26 protein-coding genes are annotated in these 22164 nt (G+C 67.6%); 5 read left to right on the top strand and 21 right to left on the bottom strand.

Features of this window, described 5'->3' with window-relative positions; all coding sequences use genetic code 11:
• The 19 genes from QQA13_RS09660 to QQA13_RS09570 form a co-directional block, all read right to left on the bottom strand.
• Entirely contained in the window at positions 1 to 1053 is a 1053-nt protein-coding gene (locus tag QQA13_RS09660; protein WP_108472621.1) for a tetratricopeptide repeat protein, read from the bottom strand.
• The gene (locus QQA13_RS09655) at positions 1050 to 1511 is read right to left on the bottom strand and encodes a cytochrome c-type biogenesis protein (protein WP_234411374.1); all 462 of its coding nucleotides are present in this window, start codon (positions 1509 to 1511) and stop codon (positions 1050 to 1052) included. Before QQA13_RS09655 ends, QQA13_RS09660 begins: the two co-directional genes overlap by 4 nt.
• Positions 1511 to 2053, bottom strand: a complete 543-nt coding sequence (locus tag QQA13_RS09650; RefSeq protein ID WP_108472623.1) for a DsbE family thiol:disulfide interchange protein — start codon at positions 2051 to 2053, stop codon at positions 1511 to 1513. The genes QQA13_RS09655 and QQA13_RS09650 overlap by 1 nt, the downstream gene beginning before the upstream one ends.
• Entirely contained in the window at positions 2050 to 4035 is a 1986-nt protein-coding gene (locus QQA13_RS09645; protein ID WP_108472624.1) for a heme lyase CcmF/NrfE family subunit, read from the bottom strand. The genes QQA13_RS09650 and QQA13_RS09645 overlap by 4 nt, the downstream gene beginning before the upstream one ends.
• Entirely contained in the window at positions 4032 to 4517 is a 486-nt protein-coding gene (gene ccmE / locus QQA13_RS09640; protein WP_108472625.1) for a cytochrome c maturation protein CcmE, read from the bottom strand. Before ccmE ends, QQA13_RS09645 begins: the two co-directional genes overlap by 4 nt.
• A gap of 24 nt (positions 4518 to 4541) precedes the next feature.
• The gene (gene ccmD, locus QQA13_RS09635) at positions 4542 to 4748 is read right to left on the bottom strand and encodes a heme exporter protein CcmD (protein ID WP_108472626.1); all 207 of its coding nucleotides are present in this window, start codon (positions 4746 to 4748) and stop codon (positions 4542 to 4544) included.
• A complete protein-coding gene (locus QQA13_RS09630; protein WP_108472627.1) occupies positions 4745 to 5503 on the bottom strand; it encodes a heme ABC transporter permease in 759 nt (252 codons plus the stop codon). The genes ccmD and QQA13_RS09630 overlap by 4 nt, the downstream gene beginning before the upstream one ends.
• 6 nt (positions 5504 to 5509) lie before the next feature.
• The gene (gene ccmB / locus QQA13_RS09625) at positions 5510 to 6196 is read right to left on the bottom strand and encodes a heme exporter protein CcmB (protein ID WP_108472628.1); all 687 of its coding nucleotides are present in this window, start codon (positions 6194 to 6196) and stop codon (positions 5510 to 5512) included.
• Positions 6197 to 6352: 156 nt separating this feature from the next.
• A complete protein-coding gene (gene ccmA, locus QQA13_RS09620; protein ID WP_108473091.1) occupies positions 6353 to 6988 on the bottom strand; it encodes a cytochrome c biogenesis heme-transporting ATPase CcmA in 636 nt (211 codons plus the stop codon).
• A gap of 61 nt (positions 6989 to 7049) precedes the next feature.
• A complete protein-coding gene (locus QQA13_RS09615) occupies positions 7050 to 7457 on the bottom strand; it encodes a DUF3293 domain-containing protein (protein WP_108473101.1) in 408 nt (135 codons plus the stop codon).
• Positions 7450 to 8853 carry an FAD-dependent oxidoreductase gene (locus QQA13_RS09610; protein WP_108473090.1) on the bottom strand — a complete coding sequence of 468 codons (1404 nt, stop codon included), beginning with the start codon at positions 8851 to 8853 and terminating at the stop codon, positions 7450 to 7452. The genes QQA13_RS09615 and QQA13_RS09610 overlap by 8 nt, the downstream gene beginning before the upstream one ends.
• Positions 8854 to 9021: 168 nt before the next feature.
• Entirely contained in the window at positions 9022 to 10572 is a 1551-nt protein-coding gene (locus QQA13_RS09605; protein WP_108473089.1) for a M4 family metallopeptidase, read from the bottom strand.
• A 210-nt stretch (positions 10573 to 10782) separates the two neighbouring features.
• A complete protein-coding gene (gene phbB / locus QQA13_RS09600) occupies positions 10783 to 11544 on the bottom strand; it encodes an acetoacetyl-CoA reductase (RefSeq protein ID WP_108473088.1) in 762 nt (253 codons plus the stop codon).
• Positions 11545 to 11661: 117 nt separating this feature from the next.
• Complete coding sequence (gene phaR / locus QQA13_RS09595; protein WP_108473087.1) at positions 11662 to 12159, bottom strand: polyhydroxyalkanoate synthesis repressor PhaR; 498 nt, start codon at positions 12157 to 12159, stop codon at positions 11662 to 11664.
• Between the two features lie 95 nt (positions 12160 to 12254).
• A complete protein-coding gene (locus tag QQA13_RS09590; protein ID WP_108473086.1) occupies positions 12255 to 13820 on the bottom strand; it encodes a DHA2 family efflux MFS transporter permease subunit in 1566 nt (521 codons plus the stop codon).
• Between the two features lie 8 nt (positions 13821 to 13828).
• A complete protein-coding gene (locus tag QQA13_RS09585) occupies positions 13829 to 15037 on the bottom strand; it encodes an HlyD family efflux transporter periplasmic adaptor subunit (protein ID WP_108473085.1) in 1209 nt (402 codons plus the stop codon).
• Complete coding sequence (locus QQA13_RS09580) at positions 15024 to 16505, bottom strand: efflux transporter outer membrane subunit (protein ID WP_108473100.1); 1482 nt, start codon at positions 16503 to 16505, stop codon at positions 15024 to 15026. The genes QQA13_RS09585 and QQA13_RS09580 overlap by 14 nt, the downstream gene beginning before the upstream one ends.
• A gap of 11 nt (positions 16506 to 16516) precedes the next feature.
• Positions 16517 to 17041, bottom strand: a complete 525-nt coding sequence (locus QQA13_RS09575; RefSeq protein ID WP_108473084.1) for a MarR family winged helix-turn-helix transcriptional regulator — start codon at positions 17039 to 17041, stop codon at positions 16517 to 16519.
• Positions 17042 to 17121: 80 nt separating this feature from the next.
• Entirely contained in the window at positions 17122 to 17889 is a 768-nt protein-coding gene (locus tag QQA13_RS09570; RefSeq protein WP_108473099.1) for a TatD family hydrolase, read from the bottom strand.
• A gap of 171 nt (positions 17890 to 18060) precedes the next feature.
• Between QQA13_RS09570 and QQA13_RS09565 the strand changes: the two genes are divergently transcribed.
• Positions 18061 to 18648 (top strand): glycine zipper 2TM domain-containing protein, encoded by a 588-nt coding sequence (locus QQA13_RS09565; RefSeq protein WP_108473083.1) that lies wholly within the window; start codon positions 18061 to 18063, stop codon positions 18646 to 18648.
• Between the two features lie 26 nt (positions 18649 to 18674).
• The gene (locus tag QQA13_RS09560) at positions 18675 to 19178 is read left to right on the top strand and encodes a glycine zipper 2TM domain-containing protein (protein ID WP_108473082.1); all 504 of its coding nucleotides are present in this window, start codon (positions 18675 to 18677) and stop codon (positions 19176 to 19178) included.
• 82 nt (positions 19179 to 19260) lie between these two features.
• Here QQA13_RS09560 and QQA13_RS09555 read toward each other — a convergent pair whose 3' ends face one another.
• Together QQA13_RS09555 and QQA13_RS09550 are read right to left on the bottom strand one after the other, a co-directional pair.
• On the bottom strand, positions 19261 to 19695 hold the full coding sequence (locus QQA13_RS09555; RefSeq protein ID WP_234411398.1) for a cell wall hydrolase: 435 nt from the start codon (positions 19693 to 19695) through the stop codon (positions 19261 to 19263).
• Between the two features lie 475 nt (positions 19696 to 20170).
• Positions 20171 to 20944, bottom strand: coding sequence for a YgfZ/GcvT domain-containing protein (locus QQA13_RS09550; protein ID WP_234411397.1), 774 nt, complete (start codon positions 20942 to 20944; stop codon positions 20171 to 20173).
• Positions 20945 to 20959: 15 nt separating this feature from the next.
• Here QQA13_RS09550 and QQA13_RS16175 point away from each other — a divergent pair, with 15 nt between their 5' ends.
• From QQA13_RS16175 to sdhD, 3 genes are all read left to right on the top strand, one after another.
• Positions 20960 to 21271, top strand: coding sequence for a DUF1674 domain-containing protein (locus QQA13_RS16175; protein WP_325051478.1), 312 nt, complete (start codon positions 20960 to 20962; stop codon positions 21269 to 21271).
• 87 nt (positions 21272 to 21358) lie between these two features.
• The gene (gene sdhC / locus QQA13_RS09545; protein WP_108473098.1) at positions 21359 to 21754 is read left to right on the top strand and encodes a succinate dehydrogenase, cytochrome b556 subunit; all 396 of its coding nucleotides are present in this window, start codon (positions 21359 to 21361) and stop codon (positions 21752 to 21754) included.
• Positions 21751 to 22164, top strand: coding sequence for a succinate dehydrogenase, hydrophobic membrane anchor protein (gene sdhD, locus QQA13_RS09540; RefSeq protein ID WP_108473078.1), 414 nt, complete (start codon positions 21751 to 21753; stop codon positions 22162 to 22164). Before sdhC ends, sdhD begins: the two co-directional genes overlap by 4 nt.

Below are 22164 nucleotides of genomic sequence, written 5' to 3'. Positions count from 1 at the left end.
TCAATGCACCTTGTCGATGCTGATCTTGATTGGCGTCTTGCTGTCCACCGCGACCACGCCGGCGTCGCCTTCCAGGTCGCCGGGCTGGGCGACCGGCTGGCCGCTGTGGCTGATGCGCGCGCCGACGAAGACGCGCTGGACCGAGGACAGCCGGTAGGCCGGCGTCATCGCCATGGCGTCGTTCAGCGTGACGGTGGTGGGCAACTGCGCCGGATCGAGTTTGGCCACGGCCAGCGGCATCGGCGGGCCGTTCTCGGCACGGGCGTAGACGAACAGTGCGTCACCGGGGGCGAGCTTGTCCTTCAGCGCCGGCGCCAGCGCCACCTGCACCTGCAGTGCGGCACCTTGCGGAGCAGCTGTGGCAGCGCTCGACGATGCGCCGGCCGGCGCGCCGCCAGAGCGGGCGTCGGCCACGGCAATCTGCTCGGCGACCGCCGTGGCCACCTTCGAGCCCGGCTCCAGCTGAGGCTGCAGCAGGCGCCAGGTGGCGGCGGCTTCGCGGTAGGCGCCGCGCTGGAAGTCGCTGATGCCGAGCAGCCACAGGCCGCGCTGGCTGTCCGGGTGCAGTTGCACGGCGCGCTTGAGCAGATCCAGCGCGCGGCCTTCGATCAGGTGGTCGTCGCGCGTCATCGAGTCGTTCTCGGCCCAGCCGATCATCGCCTCGGCGTTGTTCGGGGCGAGCTTGAGCGCGTGGTCGAACGCATCGCGCGCCTCGGCCGGCTGGCGCAGCATGCTGCTGGTCTGGGCCAGCAGCATCCAGCCCTGCAGGTCGTCTGGCTGCTGCTGCAGGTGCGTGCGCAGTTCGGTAAGCGCCTGCTGCATGCTGAGCGGCGCGGCGGCCGCGGCGGTCACCCCGTTCAACGCGGCCGGCGTACCCACCAGCAGGTACAGCGCGCCGGTGCCCAGTGGCAACGCGAGCGCGATCAGCAGGGCCAGCGCGAACACGCTGCGCGGGCGACCGGAGCGGCGACCCTGGCGCATCAGCGGCAGCAACAGCACGGCCAGCGCCACAACGATCATCGCGGCGGCGGCAATGAAAAAAACGGTCTTCACCAGTCGTCCCCGTTGTCGATCGGACCGTTGCCGGCCGGTGTTTCAGTAGTGGTACTGCCGAGCCGGCGGCGCCGGCGGATCGCCACCAGTACCACGCCGGCGCCGCCGAGCAGGATCAGCAGCGGACCGAACCAGAGCAGCCAGGTGCGCGAGGTCAGTGGCGGGTCATACAGCACGAAATCGGAATAGCGCGCGACCAGGTACTGCTTGATCTCCTCGTCGCTGCTGCCCTGCTGCATCATCCGGAAGATCTGGTTGCGCAGGTCGCGCGCGATCGGCGCGTTGGAATCGGCCAGCGTCTCGTTCTGGCACATCGGGCAGCGCAGCTGGTGGGTGAGGTGCTGGAAGCGCAGTTCCTGGGCGTGGTCCTTGAACGGCATCGGCTCGATCGCCTGGGCGTGGGCGACGCCGGCGAACGCGAGCAGCGCCACGAGCAGCATGCGTAGGGGCAGCCGCATCACGGCACCTCCTTCAGCATCGCCGCGATCGCCGGCTTCAGTTCCTTCGCCATCACGTCGGGGGTCAGCGGGCCGATGTGCTTGTAGCGGATCACGCCCTTGGCGTCGACCAGGAAGCTTTCCGGTGCGCCGTACACGCCGAAGTCGATCGCGGTCTGGCCCGGCTCGTCGGCGATCAGCAGGTCGTACGGGTTGCCGTGTTTGGCCAGCCAGGCTTTCGCGTCGGCCGGCGCGTCCTTGTAGTTGTAGCCGACCAGCTGCACGCCCAGGGTCGGGCCTTCGGCAGTCAGCACCGGGTGCTCCACGCCACATTCGATGCACCAGCTGGCAAACACGTTGAGCAGGTAGGGCTTGCCCAGCAGGTCGGCCTTGCTGACCGTCTGCGCGGGCTCGTACAGCTTGGGCAGGTTGAACGCGGGCGCCGGCTTGTTCAGCAGCGGCGTCGGGATCGCGTTCGGATCGTGCTGGGTGTTCCACCAGATGCCGAAGCCGAACAGCCCGACCAGCAGCATGAAACCGATGAACGGAAGCAGGCGACTCATGCGCGCGTTTCCTGTACCTGCAGGCCCTCGGCAGCGGTGGCGCCGGCTTCAGCGGTGACGCTGCGCTTGATGCGGAAGCGCTTGTCGGTGGCGCAGACCAGGCCACCCAGCATCATCAGCAGGCCGCCGGCCCAGATCCAGCGGATGAACGGCTTGTAGTACAGCCGCAACGCCCATGCACCCTCGATGTCGTTGGCATCCATCGGCTCACCCAGCGCCACGTAGAGATCGCGGGTGACGCCGGCGTCCACGGCGGACTCGGTCTGCACCTGGCCGCGCGGGTAGGTGCGTTTCTGCGGGTGCATCACGGCGATCTGTTTTTCGCCGCGGGTCACCGTGACCACGCCCTGGTCGGCGGTCCAGTTCGGGCCGGTGGTGTGGTGCACGCCGTCGAAGCGGAAGTCGTAGCTGCCGATGTGCTGCGTTTCACCCGGCGCCATGCGCACGTCGCGGGTCACGCTGAGCGATTCGGACAGCAGCACGCCGGCCACGAACACGCCCACGCCAAGATGCGCCAGCAGCATGCCGGCCAGCTCGCCGGGATAGCGCCGGCCGCGCGGCGCTTCACGCCAGCGCTTGTAGGCATAGAGCAGCACGCCGACCATGATCCACACGGCGGCGGCCACGCCGACGATCGTCTTCAGGTTTCCCTCGACCAGGAAGGCCGCGATGATGGCGCAGGCCAGCGCGGCGATGAATACGCGCAGCAGCAGGCTCTTGAGTACCGGTGCCTCGCCCTTGCCCCAGCGCAGGAACGGGCCGAACGGCAGCAGCAACACGATCGGCGCCATCAGCAGCGGGAACAGGAAGCCGAAGTAGGGCGGGCCCACCGAGATCCGGCCCAGGTTCAGCGCATCGCCGATCAGCGGGAACAGCGTGCCCAGCAGCACCATCGCCGCGGCCACCGCGAACATCAGGTTGCCGATCAGCAGCACCGTCTCGCGCGACACCACGTTGAACGCCTTGCCGCCGAGCACCTTCGGCGCACGCAGTGCGTACAGCAGCAGCGAGCCGCCGACCACGATGGTCAGGAAGGCCAGGATGAACACGCCGCGGCGCGGGTCGGAGGCGAACGCATGCACCGAGGTGAGCACGCCCGAGCGCACCAGGAAGGTGCCGAGCAGGGACAGCGAGAACGCGAAGATCGACAGCAGGATGGTCCATGCGCGCAGCGAGCCGCGCTTCTCGGTCACCGCCTGCGCGTGGATCAGCGCGGCGCCGACCAGCCACGGCATGAAGCTGGCGTTCTCCACCGGGTCCCAGAACCACCAGCCGCCCCAGCCCAGCTCGGCATAGGCCCACCAGCTGCCGGCGACGATGCCGCAGGTGAGGAAGGCCCAGGCGACGTTGGTCCACGGTCGTGCCCAGCGCACCCACGCCTGTTCCAGCTCGCCGCCGAGCAGCGCGGCGATCGAGAACGCGAACGCCACCGAGAAGCCGACGTAGCCCATGTACAGCATCGGCGGGTGGAAGGTCATGCCCGGGTCCTGCAGCACCGGGTTCAGGTCCGCGCCGTCGCCCGGCATCGGCAGCAGTCGGCCGAACGGGTTGGAAGTGAAGATGATGAAGGCGAGGAAGCCCACCGCGATCAGCCCCATCACGGCGAGCACGCGCGAGGCGAACACCTCGGGCAGCTTCTGGCTGAACGCGGCCAGCGCCACCGTCCATACATTGAGGATCAGGATCCACAGCAGCAGCGAACCCTCGTGCGCGCCCCATACCGCGGCTATGCGGTAGTACCACGGCAGCGCCAGGTTCGAGTTGTCGGCCACGTACTGCACCGAGAAGTCGAAGCGCAGGAACGCCCAGGCCAGGATGCCGAACGCCATCGCCACGAACACCGCCTGGCCGGCCGCGGCCGGGCGCGCCACCGCCATCAGTGCGCGGTTGCTGCGCCATGCGCCGATCAGCGGCAGGATGCTCTGCGCCAGCGCCAGCAACAGGGCGAGGATCAACGCGAGTTGGCCGAGTTCGGGGGTCATGGCTTGGGGTTCCCTTGCATGTTGTTCGGTGCCGCGGCACCTTCTTCGACCCGCTTCCCTTCGTGCGCCTTCGCCATGGCGTCCTTCAGTTCCTTCGGCATGTAGGTCTCGTCATGCTTGGCCAGCACTTCGGTGGCGACGAAGCGGGCGCCGTCCATGTGGCCGGTGGCGATCACCGACTGGTTGTCGCGGAACAGGTCGGGCAGGATGCCGGTGTATTCCACCGGCATCGCGCCGCCGGCGTCGACCACGGTGAAGGTGACCTTGAGCGAGTCGCTGGAGCGCTGGATCGAGCCGGCCTTGACCATGCCGCCGAGGCGGAACGTGTTGTAGCTGGCCGCCTCGCCCGACTGAACCTGGCTCGGGGTGAGCAGGTAGTTCATGTTGTTCTGCAACGCCAGCACGACCAGCACGGCCGCGACGGCTGCCGCGGCGAGGATGGCCAGCACGATGGTGAGCCGGCGCTTGCGGGTGGGATTCATGGGCATGGTGGTCGACCGCCCCGGTCAGGGGGATGCTGGCGTGGAAAGGGGTTTGCGTTCCTGTCGCGCGCTCTGACGCGCCAGGCGGGCACGAAGTTCCGCCAGCACGCGGCGGCGGCGCAGGCGCGGCGCGAGGGTATCGGCGATCAGCACGATGAAGAACAGCGCGTAGGCCGGCCATACATAGGCCGCGTAGCCGCCCATCGCCAGGAAGTGCTGCAGGGCGCTCATCGGCCAGCCTCGTCTTCGGCGATCTTGCGCACCCAGTCCTTGCCGCCTTCCAGCGCCAGCAGGTCGGTGCGTGCGCGACGGAACAGGCTGGCGAGGTAGTAGAACTTGGTCGCCAGGGTCATCGTCAGCAGCGGCCATAACATGTCCGCGGAAATCTTCGACTGGCCGAACACGTTGACTGTGCTGCCCTGGTGCAGGGTGTTCCACCAGTTCACCGAGAAATGCACGATCGGCACGTTGATGATGCCGATGATGGCGAGGAACGCCGCGGCGCGCGCGCCCTGGCGGCGATCCTCGAACGCGTGGTACAGGCCGATCACGCCCAGGAACAGGAACAGCAGCACCAGCTCGGAGGTGAGCCGCGCATCCCAGGTCCACCAGGTGCCCCACATCGGCTTGCCCCACAGCGAGCCGGTGACCAGGGTGATGAAGGTGAACGCCGCGCCGATCGGCGCCGACTCCATCGCCACCACCTCGGCCAGCTTGATCCGCCACACCAGCGCGATGAACGAGGCCACGCCCATCACTGCATAGATGAACATGCTCATCCACGCGCTGGGCACGTGGATGAAGATGATCCGGTAAGCGTCGCCCTGCTGGTAGTCGGCCGGCGCCAGCACCAGCCCGCCGTACAGCGCGACCGCGCCGAGCAGAAGCGCCAGCGCCATCGCCCACGGCTGCAGCGCGCCGGCGAAGCGGTAGAACGTCGGCGGCGAGCCGAGCTTGTGCAACCAGAGCGGAATCCAGCTAGCCATAACCGATCAAGCGTCCAGGGCAATACGAAGGGCCGCCGCGCAGGCCAGTGGCGCCAGCACCACGGCCAGCACCAGCGCGGCCGCGAGCCAGGCGACCGGCGCGAACCATGGCAAACCCTGCTGGGCAGCCGCCACGGCGCCGGCGGCGAAGATCACGGCTGGCACGCAAAGCGGCAGCAACATCAAGGCGAGCAGCATACCAGAGCGCCGGGTGCCGGCCGTCAGCGCGACCAGCACAGCGCCGAGCAGGCTGAGCAGTGGTGTGGCCAGCAGCAGCGCCAGCAGCAGCACCGGGATTACCGCGCCGGGCAGGTGCAGCATCGCGGCCATCAGCGGTGCGATCACGATCAGCGGCAGCGCGGTGGTGATCCAGTGCGCAAGAATTTTCATGCCCAGCATCAGCGCCAGCGGCTGCGGCGCCAGCACCAGTTGTTCCAGCGAACCGTCCTCGATGTCACTGGCGAACATCGCGTCCAGCGCCAGCAGCATCGCCAGCAGTACGGTGACCAGCACCACGCCGCCGGCGATCCGTTGCAGCAGAGTGTCCTCAGGTCCCAGCGCGAACGGGAACAGCATGGTCACGATCAGTGCATACAGCACCGGCATCGCGATGTCTCCGCGCCGGCGCCAGGCGAGGGTGAGATCGCGCCGAAGCATGGCGGCGCAGGCGGGGGCGAGGCCAGGGCGGTTCATCGCTGTGCTCCTTCCCCTGCTTGTCCCAAAGGGACTTCCTTCGGTCGCAGGGGGAGGCTGGGAGGGGGTTCGCTCTTGCACAAGGGCAAGAGCGTTACCCCTCCCCAACCCTCCCCTGCAAGCAGGGGAGGGAGTCCACGCATGGAATGCCCGACGTTAATCATGCATGCGGATCCGTCGCGGCTCGCCGCCATGGAAACTCACCGTGCCGTGGCTGGTGACCATCGCCGCGCCACCGGCGTCGGTGTGGTTTTCCAGCAAGTCGTTCACCAGCGCGATGCCGATGCGGTCAAGGTTCGCGTACGGCTCGTCGAGCAGCCACAAGGTCGCCGGCAGCAACAGCAGCCGGGCCAGCGCGGCGCGCTTTTTCTGGCCGGCGGACAGCCGGCGCACCGGCTCGTCCTCGTAGCCGCGCAGGCCGATCCGGGCCAGCACCGAGGCCACGCTGGCACCATCGCGCGCGCCGTGCAGACCGGCGGCGATGTGCAGGTTCTCGCGTGGGCTGAGATCGGCCTTGAGGCCGAGCTGGTGGCCCAGGAACAGGATCTCGCCGGCGCAGTGGTCGCGCTGCAGTGGTTCGCCGCGCCAGTGCAGTTCGCCGGCGCCGATGTGCAGCAGTCCGGCCAGCATACGCAGCAAGGTGGTCTTGCCGCTGCCGTTGTCGCCCTCGACCAGGGCCAGTTCGCCCGCACGCAGCTGGAAATCCAGCGGCGCGAACACCGGTTCGTCCTGGCGATGGAAACTCAGGGCCCGCGCTTCGAGCAGGGGCGCAGCGGTGCTGGCGGCAGTCATCCCCGTGATTGTCCGCAATGCCGATGGCGCTTGTCCATGCGGCGCGCTGCCGCTGAACCGGTCAATCCAGGGTCCGCAAGAGGGCGGCGCTGCCGGCTTCGCCGTGCACGTAGGCCAGTTGTCCGTGGGTCCTGGCCAGCTTGTCCAGCGCATGGGCGCTCGCGCCGACGACGAACAGGCTGGGCTCGCTCCAGCCGGAAGTTCCCACGCCGAGGGCCGGATGCACGGCGACGCCGGGCTGGTCCTGCAAGGCGGCCAGCAGTTCGCGTTGTGCGGCCAGGTTCTGTGCCGGCGGGCGTCGTCGCGCCTGCGGATTCCACGCCGTGATGAAAGCCCACGGGCGCGAACCGACCGCTTCGGCGAGCTGGGCCGGCAGGGGCAGGTCCACGCGGATCGTCGCCCAGGTCACGGTGTCCAGACAGACGTGGTAGGCCGTGGCGCGAAACGCTTCGAGCAGGGCCTCATCCATGACGCAGCGCCGGTAGCGGGGCCAGCGTGGCGACGAACAGCCGCGCGGCAGCATCGATGTCGATGGCGGCCACGTTCGGGTTTTCGCGCAACAGTTGCTCCAGCAGCTGATCCTGCGCCCGGCCGCGTTCCAGCGCGTAGGCGTAGGGAAGATGGGTGAAGGTGACCATGCGATAGCGCGCCATGTAATGGGTGGGAATGCGTGTGGCCAGCGACGCGCCCAGTTCGCGTTTGGCCAGGTAATGCGGATCGGCCACCGAGTCGCGCATCTCGACGTAGTTTTCCAGCGCCATCGCGGCGATCGCGTCGGCGTTCGGCTGGCGCACGCGCTGGAATTCGGCGAACACCTCGGCGCTGTCGTCCGGCGCCTCGGCCAGCAGGTTTGCCAGCACCACGGTGTCCTCGAAGCCGCAGTTCATGCCCTGGCCGTGGAACGGCACGATCGCGTGGGCGGCGTCGCCGATCAGCAGCGCGCTGCCTTCCAGGTGCCAACGCTCCAGGTACAGCGTGGACAGCGTGCCGACCGGATGGCTGTCGAAATCCGCGGCGAAGCGCGGGATCAGCGGCAGCAGGCCGGGGAACTGTTCGCGGAAGAACGCGGCCGCGGCCGTCGCGTCGGGCAGGCTGGCGAAGCTTGGCGCGGCGCCTTGTGCCGGCAGGAACAGGGTCACCGTGAAACTGCCTTCGGTGTTCGGCAGTGCGATGCACATGTAGCCGCCGCGCGGCCAGATGTGCAGCGCGTGCGGCTCCAGCGCGAACTGGTCGCGGCCGCCGCCGAGCTGCAGCACCGCGGCCGGCAGCTCGCCGGCTGGCGGGATCTCCAATTCCTTGTAGCCGTGGCCGAGCGACTCGATCCGCTCGCCCAGCGGCGCATGCGCGTTCATGGCCGCGCGTACCGCGGAGCCGGCGCCGTCCGCGCCGAGCAGCATGCCGATATCCCGTTCGCGTTCCACGCCGGCCTCGTCGGCGAGCCGGATGCGCTGCCGCCGGAAGTCGGCGCCGACCAGCGACTGGCCGAAGTGGAAGCGCACGCCAACCGCCTCGGCGGCATCCAGCAGCAGCATGTTCAGCGCACCGCGCGAGACCGACCAGATCACCTCGCTGTCGTCCACGCCGTAGCGCTGCAGGCCGCTGTTGCCGTCGCGGTCGTGCACCATGCGCCCGCGCATCATCACTGCGCGCTGCAGCACGTCGTCGGCCAGGCCGGCGCTGCGCAACGCCTGCAGGCCGCGCTCGGCCAGCGCCAGGTTGATCGAGCGACCGCCGGCGAAGCCAGCATGCCGCGGGTCCGCACGCTTCTCGAACACCTCGACGGCGAAACCGCGCTGGGCCAGCTGCTGCGCCAGCAAGGCGCCGACCAGGCCGCCGCCGATGAGGGTGATGGGTTGCTGCGCCATGCTGCGATCCGTGGAAGGAGTCCGCACACTGTTCCGCAAGCGCCGCAGGACTGCAATCCCGGGTAAACCACAGGTTGTGCCGAAGGAGCGCAGCCGGGGCAACGCGCCCGGCAACGAGAAGGGCCGGCCCTGGCGGGCCGGCCCTTCCTGGTCTTACTTGCCGGTTGCTTACTGGCAGGTCACGCCGACGGCGTTGAACGCCGCCGCCACGTCGCTACGGGTGTAGCCGTAGTCGACTGCAGCGGTTTGCACGCCGCAGGCGCCGGAGTTGAACGTGGAAGTGGCCGTCCAGTACATCGCATTGGCGCGTGCGAATACCTCGAAGGCCTTCTTCGTGTTCCAGTTGGCCGTCTTCGCCAGCATGCAGAACGCCTTGTTGTAGACGCCGCTGGAATAGTGCACGTCCATCGAGCTGGTGAAGTTGGCGGCGTTGTCGATCGAGCGGCCGTCCTGGGTCGGCGTGCACATCCAGCGCAGCGCGGTGCCGTTCTTGATGATGTCGGCGCCGACCAGCCAGTCGTTGCCGCCGCGGTCGAAGTACTCGGCCGCTTCGCCGGCCATGTCCGAGAACGCCTCGTTCATGCCGCCGGACTGGCCGGAGTACTGCAGGTTGGAGTGCTGCTCGGTGAAGCCGTGGCTGATTTCGTGGCTGGTCACGTCCAGCGAGGTCAGCGGGTAGAAGTAGCTGGCGCCGTCGCCGAAGTTCATCGACGTGCCGTTCCAGAACGCGTTCTCGTAGTTGCGGCCGTAGTGCACGTTCATCACCAGCGAGAAGCTCAGCGGCGGCGCGCCGAGCCAGGTGTTGTACATGTCATGCACGACGCTGCCGAAGTGGTGCGCGTCGTTGATCGGCGAATAGGCGCCGTTCGCGGCGTCGCCGCTGCTGTTCGGGCAGATGAAGCTCCACAGCGTACCTGTGCGCGTGCTGCCGGCCATGTTGTTGGTCTTCACGTCCGGGTTCTGCATGTAGCAGGTGGAGCCGGACTGGGTGACCGCGAGCGAGGCATAGTCGGTGCCGTAGAGATACTGGCCGGTCTTCAGGTTGCCGCCGGCGCCGGTGGCGAGGGCCGGCGTGCCGGTGCTGCCACCACCGCCGCCCGGCTTGCCCTTGGTGGTGAGGCCTTCCCAGAACTGGATCACTTCCCCGGTGTTGGCGTCGATGATCGCCATCGGGCGCGTCGGGCTGCCACTGCGGTCGACGAAGAACGAAGTGAGGTAGGCGAGGCGGGCGCGGTTGCCTTCGGCGTAGACGTACAGGTCGCTCTTCGCGTTCTGGATGTCGCCGTCCTGGATGCCGTTGACGCCGATGCCGAGCGGCAGCAGGCCGGCATGCGTGCGCAACAGGGCGGCGGCACGGGCGCCGCTGATGGCGGGAGCGACCGAGGCGATGTCGTGGCCGATACCGCGGGAAATTTCGCCGCTGACGCCGAGCACGTTGCCGCTGCCGTCATGTTCCACCACGACGCTGCGGCCGTACACGGGCACGCCGCGGAAGGTCTGTTGTTCGCGGGTCTTCAGGGTCCCCTGGGCAGTACGCATCTGCAAGCGTGGTGACAGCGCGGCGTCGGCTTCCAGGCCGATGCGATTGGCCAGGGCGGCCGGCGCGATCTGGCCCAGGGATTGGGCCTGGACGCGTGCGTGGGTGGCAGCGCCGGCATCGGACATGGCGGCCAGGCCGATGGCGCCCAACAGCGCCGCGGCAAGTGGTTTATGCATCATCTGTGGTTCCCCTCCTCATGATTGGAAAGACGCCCCGGCAGGGCGTCTTGCAGTCCGGTGTGCGCGATGTCCCCCCCAGGACAGATGGGCAACCGGATCGCAGGAAATTACGACCTCTTGCCAGCCTAGGTCAACGCCCGGCAGGTTCCGCGGCTGATATTTCCGGCGACTGGGTCACGCCACGACGCAGGAATCTTCGGCTAGGCCGACTCAGAAGCTCATGAAATAGCCACCGTTCACCGGCAGGTTGGCGCCGGTGATGTAGCTGGCGTCGTCGGCGGCGAGGAAGGCGACGGCGCGGGCGATGTCGGACGGCAGGCCGAGCCGGCCGACCGGGATGTCGGCGATGATCTGCGCGCGGATATCGGCCGGTACGGCGGCGACCATCGGGGTGTCGCAGTAGCCGGGCGAGACGGTGTTGACGGTGACGCCCTTGCGCGCGGTCTCGCGCGCCAGAGCCATGCTGAAGCCGTGCACGCCGGCCTTGGCCGCGGAGTAGTTGGTCTGCCCGAACTGGCCGGTCTGGCCGTTCACCGAGCTGATATTGACGATGCGGCCGAAGCCGCGCGCGGTCATGCCTTCGACCACGTGGCGGCACATGTTGAATACGCCATCGAGGTTCACCCGCATCAGCTCGTGCCATTGCTGCGGCGTCATCTTGCGCAGGCTGGCGTCGCGGGTGATACCGGCGGCGTTGACCAGGATGTCGACGCTGCCGTGCTGCTGTTCAAGGCGGGCGACCAGTTCCTGGCAACTGTCGAAATCGCTGACGTCAGCCGGTTCGAACGTGATGGCACCGTTGCAGTCGGCGACCTCGTCATGGAAAGCCGCCACGCGATCTTCGCGCGAAGCAAGGTCAAGCGCGATCACCCGGCAGCCGGCCCGGGCCAGCTGGCGGCAGATTTCCGTGCCAAGGCCACCGATGCCGCCAGTAACCAGGGCGACGCGCGAACGAGGGTCGGTTTGGCTCATGCCAGTGCATCCATCGGCGGGATCATGCCGCAGGACAGCACGTGCTGTGCTGCAGCGATCGGTGTCAGGGGAAACCAACGGACGGCGCGTCGATGCGCGCCGTCGACCGGGCTGGAATCAGCCGGATTTCTTGCCGCCGCGAGTGCCGGTGCCCGGGGTCGGGATCACCTGGGCGGCAGTATCCATCAGCCCGCGCTGCATGGCCTGGAACGCGGCCAGGTTGCGTTCGGTCAGGTCGTTCAGCGTGTTCCAGGGGGTCTGCCCCATCAGGCTGTTGAGCTGGCTGCGGAACTGCGTCTGCTGGTCGAGGAAGACCTGCAGGCTGCGCTCCAGGTAAGGACCCATGAAGCCCTGCAGCGAATCGCCATAGAAGCGGATGATCTGGCTGAGCAGTTGCGGCGACAGCATCGGCTGCCCCTTGTCCTCGTGCTCGGAGATGATCTGCAGCAGGACCGAACGGGTCAGGTCCTCGCCGCTCTTGGCGTCGCGTACCTCGAAGTCCTCGTTGTCCAGCACCAGCTGGCGGACCTCCTCCAGCGTGATGTAGCTGGAGATTTCCGTGTCGTAGAGACGCCGGTTCGGATACTTCTTGATGGTGCGTTTTGTTTGTGCCATGCGGCGAACGCTAGCAGAAGATATTGCGCCGCACCAGCCGGTGGCCGGTTTTCATGCTGCGGCCGGTGGCCGCAGCATTTCCAGGGGCAGACGCTTCAATGGCCGGCCGCGCCGCCGGCGCTGCCAAACGGCGGTTTGGCGAACCACAGCACCGGAATCAGCAGCACGAACAGGATCGCGCAGGCCCAGAACACGTCGTTCACCGCCAGCGTCAGCGCCTCGCGGGTCAGCAATTGGTCGATCAGGCCCAGGCTCTGTGTGTGCGACAGCCCGCCATGCGTCAGCTGCCCGACGAACCCGGTGGCAGCCGGGTGGCCGGGGCTGACGTACTCGGTCAGCGTCGCGTGGTGCGACTCGCCGCGGTGCTGCCACAAGGTCACCATGATTGCGGTGGATACGCTGGAGCCGATCGTGCGGCAGAAATTGGACAGCCCCGAGGCGCTGGCGATCTGGTCCACCGGCAGGCCGGACAGGTAGACCTGGTTCAGCGGGATGAAGAAGCAGGGGATCGCCAGGCCCATCACGAAGCGTGGCACCACCAGGGCAGAGAACGAGGCGGAGCTGTCGAAGGTGGAGAACCAGTACGCGGTGCCGGCGAACACCAGGAAGGCGAACGTCACCACCGCACGCAGGTCCAGCCGGTGCATGTTCTTGCCCAGCACCGGCGCGATCAGGAACGCCAGCACGCCGACCGGCGCGGTGGCCAGGCCGGCCCAGGTGGCGGTGTAGCCCAGGGTGATCTGCAGCCACAGCGGGAACACCACGTTGATGCCGAAGAACGCGAACATGCCCAGCGACAGGCTGACCACGCCGACGGTGAAGTTGCGTTGCCTGAACAGCGACAGATCCACCACCGGATGTTTCGCATGCAGCTCCCACACGATCAGGAAGGTGATGCAGACCAGCGCGGTGAGGCCCAGCACCAGGATCATCGGCGAGGCGAACCAGTCGTGGTCGTTGCCGTTGTCCAGCATGAATTGCAGCGCGCCCACGCCGACCACCAGCAACAGCAGGCCGATCATGTCGATCGGCGCCTTGTAGGTCTTCGTCTCGCGCTTGCGCAGCAAACCCCAGGTGATCACCGCTGCCGCCAGCCCGACCGGCAGGTTGATGAAGAAGATCCACGGCCACGAGAAGTTGTCGGTCAGCCAGCCGCCCAGGATCGGTCCGAAGATCGGCGCCACCACCACGGTCATCGCCCACAGCGCCAGCGCGATGCCCTGTTTTTCCTTTGGATAATTCGACAGCAGCAGGGTCAGCGACAGCGCCACCATCGGGCCGGAACCGGCGCCCTGCAGCAGGCGGCCGATCACCAGCATCGGCATGCTGGTGGCCAGGCCGCACAGCATCGAGAACACCACGAACAGCAGCACCGAGCCGACGAAGGTCTTCACCTCGCCGAAACGGCGCGCCAGCCAGCCGGTGAGCGGCTGCATGATCGCGCTGGCCAGCGCGTAGGAGCTGATCGTCCAGGTGCCTTCGCTGGGGCTCACGCCGAGGCTGCCGGCGATGTGCGGCACCGCGACGTTGACGATCGTCATGTCCAGCACCTCCATGAAGGTGCTGAACGCGACGGCGATGGTGAGCAGCGCCAGCGGGCCGCCATGCAGCGGCTTCAGCGGGGCGGCGTCGGAGGTGGCGTCGTTCGGCGTGGCGGCCATGGTGTGGTTCAGTTCGCGGCGGTGGCGTGGGGCAGGTTGGCGCGGATGATCCGCTCCGCTTCCGCGTCGGCCTTGCTGGCCATCTGTTCGTAGACGTCGGTCTGCGCCACCGGCTGCTGCGTCGGCGTGTTGGCCAGCACGCTGCCCTGGTCATGGCTGATGTCGACGGTGACGTCGGTGGACAGGCCGATGCGCAGCGGGTGCTTGTCCAGTTCCTGGTTGTCCAGCGCGATGCGCACCGGCACGCGCTGCACCACCTTGATCCAGTTGCCGGTGGCGTTCTGCGCCGGCAGCAGCGAGAACACGCTGCCGGTGCCGGCACCCAGGCCGACCACCTTGCCGTGGTACTCGGCGTCGCTGCCATACAGGTCGGAGACGATCTTCGCCGGCTGGCCGATGCGGATGTGGCGCAGCTGGCCTTCCTTGAAGTTCGCATCGATCCACAGGTCGTGCAGCGGCACCACGGTCATCAGCTGCTGGCCTGGTTGCACGCTGTTGCCCAGCTGCACGCTGCGCTCGGCCACGTAGCCGGACACCGGCGCGTAGATCGCGTTGCGCTGCGCGGCGACCCAGGCGGCGCGGAAGTTCGCGCGGGCCTGCAGCACCACCGGGTTCTGCGCCACGTCGGTGCCTTCGATCGCTGCGTGCGCGGCAGCGGCCTGCGCCTCGGCGGCGTTCACCGCGGCGCGCGCCTGCTCCACGCCGTCGCGCAGGTGCTGCACGATCTCCGGCGATTCGGCCTGCGCGGCGATCAGCGGCAGGCGGCGCTGCAGGTCCGCTTCGGCCTTCTTCAGGTCGAGCTTCGCGGCGACCACCTGGGCATCGGCGCCGGTGGCCGAGCTGGTCTGCTGGCGCACGCCGCGCACGGCCTGCGCCAGCGCGCTGCGCGCCTGTGCCAGGCGGGTGTCGGCGTCGGTGCTGTCCAGCTTCACCAGTACCTGGCCGGCCTCGACGTGCTGCGTGTCGTCGGCGAGGATCGCCACCACCGTGCCCGGCACCTGGGCCGAGATCGCCACCTGGTTGCCGCCGACATAGGCGTTGTCGGTCTTCACCCGGGTCGACAGCACGAAGAACCACAGCAGGAACCACAGCAGTCCGGCCAGGATGAAGATACCGGACACGATCAGCAGTGCGCGGCGGCGCTTGGCCGGGTTCTTCGCGGCCATGCCGCTGTCGCTGGCGTCGACGGAGGACTTGGCGGATTCAGTGGCGCTCATGCTGGGCGGCTCCGGCGGTAACAGAAGAGGAAGGGGAGGTGGCGGCGTCGGCGGTGGCGCGGTAGCCGCCGCCGAGTGCCTTGATCAGGGCCAGGTCGGTGCTCACCGCCTGTGCCTGCAACTGGGCGGCGGCGTCGCGTTGCTGCAGCAGCGCAGCTTGCGCGCCCAGGCTTTCGCGCAGGTCGCGCACGCCCTGGCGAGCCCGCGCCTGCGCATTCGCCAGCAGGCGCTGGTCGGCGTCGAGCTGGGCCTGCTGCTCGCGCTGGCGGGCGGCGACCTGCTCGGCGCTCAAGGCTTGCGTCGCCACTTCGCGCGCGGCGGCCAGCACGGTGCCGTCGTACTGCGCCACGGCCGCATCGAGCCGGGCCTTGCTGACGCCGTAGTTCGCCTCGAGCGCGCCGCCGTTGAAGATCGGCAGGTGCAGCGCCGGGGTCAGCGCGAAGGTCCGGCTGCCGGCGGTGAGCAGCTTGCCCATGTCGATGCTGGACAGGCCGGCCAGGGCGGTGAGGCTGATGTCGGGGAAGAACTCGGCGCGCGCGGCGTCGGTCTGCTTCAGCGCGGCTTCGACCTGCCAGCGGCTGGCGGCGATGTCGGGGCGGCGCGCGATCAGGTCCAGCCCGCCGTTCGCCGGGACGCCACGTTCGATCGTCGGCAGCGGCCGCGGCTGCAGACCGGCCAGGTCGGCCGGCGCCACGCCGAGCAGCGAGGCCAGCGCGGCACGGCGGATCTGCGCCGAGCCATCGAGCGCCACGCGCATCTCGCGCACCGCGGCCAGCTGGCCGCGGGCCTTCTGTGCTTCATCGGGCAGGTCCACGCCCTGGCGCACGCGCAGCTCGGCGATATCGGCGAACTGCTGTTGCGTGGCCAGCAAGCGGTCGGCCAGCTGCAACCGCGCCTGGTCGGCCTGCCAGCCGAAGTAGGTGTCGGCGACGGCGTACTGGATCGCCAGCGCGGCGGCGCTGCGCTGCGCCTCCGCGGCGTGCGCCTGGTCCAGCGCAGCTTCCATCGTCGCGCGCTGCTTGCCCCACCAGTCGAAGTCGTACTGCAACTGCACGCCGAGGTCGGCCTGGTTGTACCAGCTGAAACCGAGGAACTGGCTGGGGATCAGGCCGTGGTCGCTCAGCCGCTGGCGCGACACCTGCGCGCTGCCGTTGACCGACAGCCCGAGCTGCGCCGCGGCGAGCTTCGCCGACTGCTCGGCGTTCTGCACGTGGCTCTGCGCCAGCGCCAGGTCCGGCGACTGCCGCATGGCGCGATCCATCAGGTCGTCCAGTTGCGGGTCGCCGTACTGGCGCCACCATTGGGTGCTTGGCCAGCCGGCGCGAACGGGAGCCTGCAGGCCGGCCAGCGGCACATCGTCGCGCAGCGCCGGCGCGCCGAGCCTGGCCGGCACGGCGGCGCAGCCGGCCAGCGCCAGCACCATTGCGGCGACCAGCACCGTGCGACCGCGGAGCGGGGCATGTTTCATCAGGATGTCCTTCATGGGAGGCGGCTTTCGCCCAGCTGGTCGAGGTTGCCCGCCAGCTTGCGCAGCAGGCGGTCGAACTGGCGTTTGTCGGTGTCGCTGAAGCCGGCGAACATGGTGGCGACGCGGGGGAACATCGGCGGCAGCATCTTCTGCACGAAGCGCCGCCCGGCTGCGGTGATGCGGATCAGCACGCGGCGGCGATCCGCTTCGCTGCCGCCGCGGGTGATCAGCCCGCGCTTGACCAGCGTGTTGGCGATGCGGGTCATGTTGGTGGCGCCCTGCGAGGTGTACTCGCACAGTTCGCCCGGGGTCGAGCTGCCGTCCGGGCGGCTGTACAGGATCATCAGGGTCAGGAATTCGCTGTGGTTGAGCTTGTGCGCCTTCAGCTTGAATTCGAGCTCTTCCTCGATGTCGTCGCCCAGCATCAGCATCAGCCGGCACAGCCGCGCTTCGAGCGCAGGTACCTGCGGGATGATCTGGCTGACCCGGCCGACGCCTTCGTCCATCATCGTGATGCAGTTTGCCAAACGTGCCATTTCACTGACTCATAGTTCACCAGTGAAATAAAAATTAGCAGACCCCGGTCACCGTTGGCAAGTGACGGATGGCATGTGCGTCAGCCGAGCCCGAACAGGCGGCGGGCGTTGGTGCTGGTGGCGGCGGCGATGTCCGCTTCCGGCACATGGCGCAGCGCCGCGATGCAGCGCAGGACCTCGGTGACGTGGGCCGGTTCGTTGCGCTCGCCGCGGTGGGCGGCGCCGGGCTGGTCCGGGGCGTCGCTTTCCAGCAGCAGGAACTCGATCGGCATCTGCGCCACGATCCGGCGCAGGCGCTGCGCGCGTTCGTAGGTCACCGGGCCGCCGATGCCCAGGTGGAAACCCAGATCCCACAACTGGCGTGCCTGCTGCTCGCTGCCGGAGAAGCTGTGCACCACGCCGCGCAGCTTGCCGTTGCGGCGCAAGGTCAGCGTGACTTCCTCCAGTGCGCCGCGGGCGTGCACGATCACCGGCAGGTCATGCTCCTGCGCCAGCTGCAGCTGGCGCGAGAAGTAGTACCGCTGCAGCTCGCGGTCGAGCCCGTCCACGTGGAAATCCAGGCCGATCTCGCCGACCGCCACCGGATGGTTTTCGTTCAGCCAGGAAGACAGCGCGTCGACATGTTCCGGCGCATGCTGCGACAGGAACATCGGGTGCAGCCCGTAGGCAGGGTGCAGCCCGACATGGCGGGCGCAGAGATCGCGGATCGTCGGCCAGCTGCCGGCATCGACGGCAGGAATGACCATCGTGCCGACCCCGGCCAGGCGGGCGCGTGCGATGATCGCGTCACGATCGCTGCCGAAGGCGTCGTCATCGAGATGGACGTGACTGTCGACGAGATGAGACATGGTTCGCTTTTCGTGCACTGGCAGAGAGTTCCGCGGCTGCAACGTGAAGATAATGTAACGAGCGTGAGCTAGCTGCGATTCAGTTGAACAACGGTCCAATGGATACGCACGTTATTGCGCTGGTGCGGCAGGCGCCGGCGATGCCGCCAACAAACAGAGGAGAGGATTGTGATGAACAGGTTGACAGCCAATGTACTCAATGTCGCCATCGCGGCGGTACTCGCGACTGGCCTCTCGGCCTGCAACCGCAATGCGGACGCAGGCGCTTCCAACGCTTCCGCCGATGCAGGCACCAGTGCGGGCGCGGATGCCGGGGTCAAGTACGCCAAGGTCGTTAGCGTCGATCCGGTGCACTCGACGGTGAACCACCCGAAGCAGGTCTGTCATGACGAGACGGTCACGCACACCGAGCCGCCGAAGGACGAGCACCGCATCGCCGGCACCGCGATCGGCGCGGTCGTTGGTGGCCTGGTCGGCAACCAGATCGGCGGCGGCAAGGGCAGGACCCTGGCCACGGTGGCCGGTGCGGTCGGCGGTGGTTATGCCGGCAACCGCATCCAGGCCAGCCGCCAGCACGCCCAGGTGGAATCGACGGTGGAGCGCAAGTGCGAAACCGTCAACGACACCAGCAGCAAGATCGTCGGTTACGACGTCCGCTACGAATACAACGGCGTCACCCGCACCGTGCGGATGGACCACGATCCGGGCGACCGCGTGCAGGTGCAGGAAGGCGTGACGGCTGTGTCCGACGCCCGTTGAAACGACCCAGAAAAGGAAGTGATCCCATGAATGCACTGACCAGCAAGTTCGCCCTGGCCGCTGCGATGAGTGCCGGTCTGGCCCTCGCCGGCTGCGCCTCCGCACCGTACGGCAACAATGGCAACTACAACCGTGGCTACCAGGGGCAGCAGGGCAGCTACGGCTATGGTGATCGCAGCGGCCGCTGCCAGGCTTGTGGCGTGGTGCAGGAGGTGCAGCAGGTCTACATCGATGGCAGCAGCGGCAACGGTGGCACGCTGGGCGCGATCATCGGTGCGGTGGCCGGCGGCGTGCTCGGCAACCAGGTCGGCAAGGGTGATGGCCGCAAGGCCGCCACCGTGGTCGGTGCGGTGGCCGGTGGCGTCGTCGGCAACCAGATCGGCAAGCGCAACAGCGGCAGCGACGTCGCCTGGCGCATCGTGGTGCGGCTGGACAACGGCCAGTACGCCACGGTGACCCAGCGCGAGAACCCCGGCGTGCGCAACGGCGACTATGTCGAGGTACGCGGCGATCAGGTCTATCCGCGTTAAGTAAATACGTCTGGACGTCTGGACGTCTGAATAAAAAGGCCCTCGAAAGAGGGCCTTTTTTATTTCTTTGCCGATGCGCGAATCAGTTCACGGCATAGAACGCATGTTCGCCGATCGTCACGCTGGGGCGGTTGCGCGACCAGGCAGGTGCGATCGCGGTCGTGGCGAAGTGATCGGCGCGCGGTACCAGCATGCGGCGTTGCGCGAGCGGCAGTTGCCAGTTCCGGATCGACGTGCCGGCTACCTGCCATGCCTTGTTGAAGGCTTCCAGGTTGGTGATCTCGAACGAGCCAGGCGTAGTCGTCGTGGCGAACTGGTGAGGCGAAGTCACCACCTTGCACACGGTGTCGCCCCAGCGCCCGCGGTCGCGTCGTCGCAGTGCCACTTCCGCCACGGCGAGCTGGCCGTTGGTCGGTTCGCTGCGTGCCTCGAGATAGACAGTGGTGGCCAGGCAGGCCTGGTCAGCGACGGGCTGGGGCATGAGTGTCGTCAGCCACAACAGCATGGAAAGTTTCATGGTTCTGCCTCCAGCGTGCTGTACGCACAAAGCAGACTGCAGCTTTGTGCGCCGTTGCGGTGGACGGGCGGGCAGGCCGTTCCACCTGGATCAATCACCATGGCCGAAACTTGTGGCCATGGTGCTTTGCCACGGGACTGTGGCGGGTCGAACGACGGGGTTGCGCCGATCGGGGGATTTTGATGTTGTCGGGCGTCGTGCGGCCGTTCGGCCGTGTTGCCTTCGACTACTGCGCACTCGTTGGCTGCGAGGCGTGTTCCATCCGGCGTTGCTGCTGCCGGGTCGCGCCGATTCGGATTCTTCCGGTTCGTCGCGTGTATCGGCACCCCGTGTTCCGGATGCCGCGATATTCGATCGGCGGAGCCTAGTGGCGGAATCTGCCGCTGGCAAGTGCCGGGGTGGCGAAGTTTAACTGAGGCTCACGATTCATTGACAAGGTCCACACGCGAAATTCATCTGCGTCGACAGCTATCGCTCACGCTGGCCATGACGCAAGGATTTCGATCGCAAGATCGTCGTCGAATGTTTGTGCATGTCCGGTGGTGGCCTGCGCAGCGACGTCATCGCTCAACACGACGAGTGCCTCGATGCCGTCGCCTGTCGTGACGACATCGAGCACGCAGCCGACATCGCGGCCATCACGTCGCAGTGTGTCGCCGGCACTCACCGCTTGCGACAATCTGACGCAATGCAGGTGTCGTTTGTGCCCGCCGCGAAAATGTAGCCGCGCGACGATTTCCTGGCCCGGATAACAGCCCTTGTCAACGGCGACTGCATGCAGGCGCTGCAGCGACAAGGCCGATGGCAACAGTTCGCCCAGCAGTGGTGTCGGCAACCAGGGCCAGCCTGCGCGCAGTTGCGGCAAGCGCCATGCGTCGTCGCCCACAGCGGAGGCGATGATGCGCAGACTGTGCGTGTCGCAGCCGAGTGACACGGCTTCGCCATCGTCGACGACCGTGTGCAGCGGCAGTGCCGGACCGGTCGCGAGCATGCGCGGCGGCAATGCCGTCACGCCGAGTTTCGAGCGGAACACGAAGCGTCGCAGCGCATCGGCCAGCGTCGTGGCGATGCCTCCGCGCAGCAGCAGCAGGTAGCGCTCGTCGGCAAGCCGGGCCAACTGGAACAGCGCACGCACGCGTCCCTGCGGGTCGAGCCATGCACTGAATTGCCACTGGCCGGTGGCGAGCGGGCTGACTGCGCTGCTGAACTGCGCGTGCGCGAAAGTCGTCGCGTCAGGACCTTCGATCAACAGGGTTTCGGCAGGATGGTATGTCGGCATGAGTCAGCCAGAATTGGGGGCAGGTGGCGTCGGGCACAAGTGCGATCCGCCAGTCGAGGCTTCGCCGGGCGTGTCGCATGGTTGTACTGCATTGCCGCAAGTATTAACCTTTGGCGGCTTACAAAAACCATGTCCGATACCTCCTCTCCCGCCGAGTCCACACCTGCCTCCGTTTCGACGGAGACGACTGTCGTGCCTGTCACGCCGGTGGCGGACAAAGTGTCGGAGGAGAAGCCGGCCCCCGATCCCACGCGTTATGGCGATTGGGAAAAGAACGGGCGCTGTATCGACTTCTGAACGACCGCGCGGCGCTCGTTGTCGTCGCGCATAAGGACAGGGGAAGGTGCGGCATGGACATCAGCGATTCCACACAGGATGGCCGCCATGGCAGATACGCAACGACCGCTCTCCCCGCACCTGCAGGTCTACAGGTGGCAGATACAGATGGTGACCTCTATCCTGCATCGCGCCACCGGCATCGCGCTGGCCATCGGCACTCTGCTGGTGGTGTGGGGGCTTCTGGCGCTGGCCTCCGGCGAGGCGGCTTTCGAGCAGTTCAAGACCTGCACCGGCAGTCCCATCGGCCTCATTCTCCTGGTGGGCTGGAGCTGGGCGCTCAGCTATCACCTGTGCAACGGCATCCGTCACCTGGTGCAGGACACCGGCGCCGGTTACGCGATTCCCCAGTTCGTGCGTTCGAGCTGGCTGTCGGTGATCGGTAGCTTCGTGCTCACGATACTCATCTGGGCCTGCGTGCTTGCTCAAGGAGGTGTGGCATGAACCTGCGCGTGGGTACCGACGACGTGCGCAGCCAGCTGCGCCATCCGATGAAGCATGCGCGTGGCCTGGGCTCGGCGCAGCACGGCGTGGATCACTGGTGGGTACAGCGCGTCACCGCCGCCGCGCTGATCGTGCTCGGCCTGTGGTTCCTGGTCACCGTGCTCTCCCTGCTGCACGCCGACTACGCCACGGCGAAGGCCATGGTGGCCAAGCCGTGGAATGCGCTGTTGCTGATACTGTTCGTGGTCACCGCGTTCTGGCATGCCGTGCTCGGCCTGCAGGTGGTGATCGAGGATTACGTGCACACCCGCTGGAAGGAAGTGGTGCTGCTGGTGGCGATCAAGTTCCTCGCGGTGCTGTGCGCGCTCGCGGGCGTGCTGGCCGTGCTGCGCATCGCATTGGGAGTCTGA

The sequence above is a fragment of the Rhodanobacter thiooxydans genome, from assembly GCF_030291135.1.
Taxonomy (GTDB): domain Bacteria; phylum Pseudomonadota; class Gammaproteobacteria; order Xanthomonadales; family Rhodanobacteraceae; genus Rhodanobacter; species Rhodanobacter thiooxydans_A.
Note: the sequence above shows the minus strand (reverse complement) of the source record. Positions and strands in the feature narration are given on the sequence as shown.

Coding starts and splice junctions, on each gene's coding strand:
- QQA13_RS09605 (WP_108473089.1), bottom strand. CDS start 10,572: ATGATGCATAAACCACTTGCCGCGGCGCTGTTGGGCGCCATCGGCCTG.
- QQA13_RS09645 (WP_108472624.1), bottom strand. CDS start 4,035: ATGACCCCCGAACTCGGCCAACTCGCGTTGATCCTCGCCCTGTTGCTG.
- ccmA (WP_108473091.1), bottom strand. CDS start 6,988: ATGACTGCCGCCAGCACCGCTGCGCCCCTGCTCGAAGCGCGGGCCCTG.
- QQA13_RS09555 (WP_234411398.1), bottom strand. CDS start 19,695: ATGAAACTTTCCATGCTGTTGTGGCTGACGACACTCATGCCCCAGCCC.
- QQA13_RS09580 (WP_108473100.1), bottom strand. CDS start 16,505: ATGAAACATGCCCCGCTCCGCGGTCGCACGGTGCTGGTCGCCGCAATG.
- QQA13_RS09630 (WP_108472627.1), bottom strand. CDS start 5,503: ATGGCTAGCTGGATTCCGCTCTGGTTGCACAAGCTCGGCTCGCCGCCG.
- QQA13_RS09565 (WP_108473083.1), top strand. CDS start 18,061: ATGAACAGGTTGACAGCCAATGTACTCAATGTCGCCATCGCGGCGGTA.
- QQA13_RS09655 (WP_234411374.1), bottom strand. CDS start 1,511: ATGCGGCTGCCCCTACGCATGCTGCTCGTGGCGCTGCTCGCGTTCGCC.
- QQA13_RS09585 (WP_108473085.1), bottom strand. CDS start 15,037: ATGAGCGCCACTGAATCCGCCAAGTCCTCCGTCGACGCCAGCGACAGC.
- ccmE (WP_108472625.1), bottom strand. CDS start 4,517: ATGAATCCCACCCGCAAGCGCCGGCTCACCATCGTGCTGGCCATCCTC.
- QQA13_RS09570 (WP_108473099.1), bottom strand. CDS start 17,889: ATGTCTCATCTCGTCGACAGTCACGTCCATCTCGATGACGACGCCTTC.
- QQA13_RS09610 (WP_108473090.1), bottom strand. CDS start 8,853: ATGGCGCAGCAACCCATCACCCTCATCGGCGGCGGCCTGGTCGGCGCC.
- ccmD (WP_108472626.1), bottom strand. CDS start 4,748: ATGAGCGCCCTGCAGCACTTCCTGGCGATGGGCGGCTACGCGGCCTAT.
- QQA13_RS09575 (WP_108473084.1), bottom strand. CDS start 17,041: ATGGCACGTTTGGCAAACTGCATCACGATGATGGACGAAGGCGTCGGC.
- QQA13_RS16175 (WP_325051478.1), top strand. CDS start 20,960: ATGGTATGTCGGCATGAGTCAGCCAGAATTGGGGGCAGGTGGCGTCGG.
- sdhC (WP_108473098.1), top strand. CDS start 21,359: ATGGCAGATACGCAACGACCGCTCTCCCCGCACCTGCAGGTCTACAGG.
- QQA13_RS09560 (WP_108473082.1), top strand. CDS start 18,675: ATGAATGCACTGACCAGCAAGTTCGCCCTGGCCGCTGCGATGAGTGCC.
- ccmB (WP_108472628.1), bottom strand. CDS start 6,196: ATGAACCGCCCTGGCCTCGCCCCCGCCTGCGCCGCCATGCTTCGGCGC.
- sdhD (WP_108473078.1), top strand. CDS start 21,751: ATGAACCTGCGCGTGGGTACCGACGACGTGCGCAGCCAGCTGCGCCAT.
- phbB (WP_108473088.1), bottom strand. CDS start 11,544: ATGAGCCAAACCGACCCTCGTTCGCGCGTCGCCCTGGTTACTGGCGGC.
- QQA13_RS09590 (WP_108473086.1), bottom strand. CDS start 13,820: ATGGCCGCCACGCCGAACGACGCCACCTCCGACGCCGCCCCGCTGAAG.
- QQA13_RS09650 (WP_108472623.1), bottom strand. CDS start 2,053: ATGAGTCGCCTGCTTCCGTTCATCGGTTTCATGCTGCTGGTCGGGCTG.
- QQA13_RS09615 (WP_108473101.1), bottom strand. CDS start 7,457: ATGGATGAGGCCCTGCTCGAAGCGTTTCGCGCCACGGCCTACCACGTC.
- phaR (WP_108473087.1), bottom strand. CDS start 12,159: ATGGCACAAACAAAACGCACCATCAAGAAGTATCCGAACCGGCGTCTC.